This window comes from Streptomyces sp. SID11385 (assembly GCF_010548245.1).
GTDB lineage: Bacteria > Actinomycetota > Actinomycetes > Streptomycetales > Streptomycetaceae > Streptomyces.
In genome coordinates, this window is the sequence record NZ_JAAGLR010000085.1 from 1 (window position 1) to 2,631 (window position 2,631).

Below are 2,631 nucleotides of genomic sequence, written 5' to 3' on the forward strand. Positions count from 1 at the left end.
GGCGAGCACGGCCGCGGCGGCGAGGAAGAGCAGCGCCCCGCGCCGCTCCCTGGGCGTAGCGGCCCACCGGCGCCGCCCCGCGCCGAGGAGCCGTACCAGGCCCCGGGCCAGGATGATCAGGGGACGCAGCACGTCGGAGGCGCCGTCCGCCGCCGAACGCGCCAGGTCCCGGCCGCGCGCGAGGGACGCGCCGCCGTCACGGAGGATGCGGGGGAGTGGTCGCCGTGCCACGTCGGTCTCCTGGAGAGTCGTACGAAAAGCTGCCGGGCCCGCGCACGGGCGGGGGCCGCGCGCGGCGCCGCGCACGGGGAACACGCCGGGACCTGGGCCCCGGCGTGCGGGATCGGGCGCGGCGCCCTCAGAACTTCAGGCCGCCGAGGAGCGAGGCGAGGCTCGCGCCCCCGGCCTTGATGCTCGGGGCGATCGCCGTACCGGCGAGGTAGAAGCCGAAGAGGGCGCACACGACCATGTGCAGCGGCTTCAGGCCGTCCTTCCGGCAGAAGAGGAAGACGATGATGCCGAGCAGGATGACGCCGGAGATGGACAGGATCATGAGGTTCTCCTGGTTGAGGGGACAGTCACCATGAGTTCTTCCAGGCTCACAGCATGTATCTATACGACAAAAGGTGCAAATGAGTGATCAAGCGCTCATTTCGTCTTTATGTCGTGCGTGGCTCCCCCCGCCCCGGCCCCCGCGAAACCTCTCCCCGCCCCCGGATCGCACGCCTCGCCGGTCCGCGTCGATCTTTGCCCGGCGCCCCCCGGCCCTTGTACGCCTGAGGGCAGTACGCTGGCGATTCACCCGGACGGCGGCAGGGCCGCCGGGCCGGGTGAGCTGCCCTGTCCCCTCCCCCTCCCGCAAGGCGGCCATCCCGTGAACCCCACTCCCGGAACGACCCAGGGCGAGCAGCCGGAGCCCGCCGAGACCCCCGACGCCGAGGTCGTGGAACTCGCCACGCGCCTCTTCGGCCTCGCCCGCTCCGGCGACGCGGACGCCCTCGCCGCCTACGTCGACGCGGGCGTCCCGGTGAACCTCGCCAACGACAAGGGCGACACGCTCCTCATGCTCGCCGCCTACCACGGCCACGCCGGGACGGTCCGCGCCCTCCTGGAGCGCGGCGCCGAGCCCGACCGCCCCAACGACCGCCACCAGACCCCGCTCGCGGGCGCGGTCTTCAAGGGCGAGGACGAGGTGATGGAGGCGCTCCTCGCGGCCGGCGCCGACCCCCGCGCGGGCAGCCCCTCGGCCGTCGACACGGCCAGGATCTTCGAGAAGCCCGCACTCCTCGCCCGCTTCGGAGCGGTCTAGCGGCTTCGGAGCGGTCCGGAGGCGTCGGAGCGGTCCGGAGGTGCGGGCGCGCTCCGGCGTCGCGGGCGGGCCGGGCGTGACGCGCGCCGGCGTCACGGGTGCGGCCCGCGTGACACATGAGACGCCCGCCCCCGCCGGAGCCACCCCCTCCGGGCCCCGCGCACGGCCCCGTGTCAACGCCCGCGCCACCGCTCCCACCTGCGCGAACGCCCCGAATCAGAGGGTGCTTCCGCGCGTTTTGTCCCCCCGCCGTAAATGTGCTCGCCTGAGCATCGACGCCTGCGCCATCATGGCCACATGGTTCGGGTCCGGACGCCACGGGAAGAAGTGGCCCACCGCCCGGGCCGTGCAAAGGCCCGCCCCGGGCCACCGATCGAGAGGCAGAGGAAGATGGCTCAGCGCAAGCGGCACACGACGGGTCCACGGACGTGTCGGCGCCACAGGTGACCGTCCGCCCCCCGTTCGTACCCACAGCTTGATGTGAGGCCCCTGTCATGTTCGATCCGGTCATAGCGCCCAGCGGTACCCTGCTCGGCCTGCTCCAGCGCGGGCGCGGCGACGGCACCCTGCACGCCCTCACCGCCCCCCGCGAGGAAGCGCTCGCGGCCCTCGACACGTGCGTCCGCCAGGACCCGCGCGGCGACTGGCACTTGGAGAACCGCTCCCTCTACTACGCACGCCTCTACCGCGAACTCGACGGCCCGCTCGACGGCATCGAGGACCACCTCTTCGGCGCCGACGACCTCCTCGACCCCGAGGAGTCCCGCACCGGACTCGCCCTCGCGGTGCTCGGCCACCTCGGCTCCTACGGACGCCCCGAGGCCCTCGCCCTGCTGCGCCGGTACGTGGCCGACGGCGCCAACTGGGCCTGGGCGCTCGACGAACTCGCCGTCCGCGAGGACGACCGCGCCCTGCGCGCCCTCGCCGCGCCCGTGCTCGCCCGCTTCCCCGAGACCCCCGAGGGCGAGGCCGAACTCACCGCCGCCGCGCGCGGCGCCTACGAGCCGCGCCCCTGGCACTTGTGGGCCTGCGACCCCGGCTCCCCGCACGCGGAGCGCGTCCGCGCCGCCCTCGAACGCGGCTCCTTCGACCGCTGGCAGCGACAACTGGCCCCCACCGGGCCCCGGCCCGGCTGGAGCGTCCCCGACATCCTCGACTGGGCCCGGCGCGGCCTGGAGGAGAACGGGACCGACCTGCACGCCCCGGCCGCCCGCTGCCTCGCCGCCGTCGCCGGACCCGAGGACCGCCAACTGCTCCTCGCCACCGCCCGCGAGGGCGCCGACGCGCCACGCCTCGCCGCGCTGCGCCACCTGCGCGACAGC

2 protein-coding genes and 2 pseudogenes are annotated in these 2,631 nt (G+C 74.7%); 2 read left to right on the forward strand and 2 right to left on the reverse strand.

What is annotated here, in order from left to right:
• Both G3I42_RS03055 and G3I42_RS03060 read right to left on the reverse strand, forming a co-directional pair.
• A pseudogene (locus G3I42_RS03055) lies at positions 1 to 231 on the reverse strand (hypothetical protein); the annotation flags it as partial.
• 127 nt (positions 232 to 358) lie between these two features.
• On the reverse strand, positions 359 to 553 hold the full coding sequence (locus G3I42_RS03060; protein WP_037871955.1) for a hypothetical protein: 195 nt from the start codon (positions 551 to 553) through the stop codon (positions 359 to 361).
• Positions 554 to 874: 321 nt separating this feature from the next.
• On the opposite strand from G3I42_RS03060, the gene G3I42_RS03065 reads away from it, so the two are divergent.
• Together G3I42_RS03065 and G3I42_RS03070 are read left to right on the forward strand one after the other, a co-directional pair.
• Positions 875 to 1,309 carry an ankyrin repeat domain-containing protein gene (locus G3I42_RS03065; protein ID WP_164282304.1) on the forward strand — a complete coding sequence of 145 codons (435 nt, stop codon included), beginning with the start codon at positions 875 to 877 and terminating at the stop codon, positions 1,307 to 1,309.
• 494 nt (positions 1,310 to 1,803) lie between these two features.
• Positions 1,804 to 2,631 (forward strand): annotated as a pseudogene (locus tag G3I42_RS03070) (HEAT repeat domain-containing protein); the annotation flags it as partial.